The sequence below is a fragment of the Roseateles sp. P5_E11 genome (assembly GCF_054049355.1).
The window spans coordinates 1-737 of the sequence record NZ_JBFUMO010001145.1; the positions used below are offsets into that span (position 1 = coordinate 1).

General features: G+C 67.7%; 1 protein-coding gene. It reads right to left on the reverse strand.

The annotated features are described in order from the left end of the window. The coding region (locus ACXJKR_RS33980) for an SDR family NAD(P)-dependent oxidoreductase (RefSeq protein WP_457326611.1) at window positions 1–737 on the reverse strand (737 nt) is incomplete at both ends.

The window sequence follows — 737 nt, forward strand, 5'->3', positions numbered from 1 at the left end:
AGGCGATGCCGGCGTTGGAAACGAGGATGTCCAGGCCGCCAAAGCGCAGCGCCRTGGCTGACAGCAGCGCTTCCACTTCGGACTCGGACGTGATGTCACCGCGCACGGCGGCGACGTTGTCCTTGCCGCCGGCCTTCAGCAGGTTCTGGCGGGCTTCTTCCAGCGCCTCGGCGTCGATGTCGGTCAGCATCACGCAGGCGCCTTCCTGCAGCAGCTGGCGCGCCACCGCCTGGCCGATGCCACCGGCGCCGCCGGTGACCAAGGCCACGCGGCCGGCCAGGCTCTTGGGCTTGGGCATGCGCTGCAGCTTGGCTTCTTCAAGCAGCCAGTACTCGATATCAAAGGCTTCCTGCTCGGGCAGGCCGACGTATTTGTCGACGCCGTTCGCACCGCGCATCACGTTGATGGCGTTGACGTAGAACTCGCCGGCGATGCGGGCCGTGGCCTTGTCCTTGGCGAAGGACAGCATGCCCACGCCGGGGATCAGGTAGATGATGGGGTTGGCATCGCGCACGGCCGGGCTGTTGGCGCGCTTGCAGCGCTCGTAATAGGCCACGTAGTCGGCGCGGTAGTCTTCCAGCGCCTTGTCCAGGCCGGCCAGCAGCGCGTCGACGTCGGGCTGGGTCGGGTCGAAGTCCAGCACCAGCGGGCGGATCTTGGTGCGCAGGAAGTGGTCGGGGCAGGACGTGCCCAGAGCGGCCAGGGCGGCCAGGTCCTTGCTGTCGACGAACTCCAGC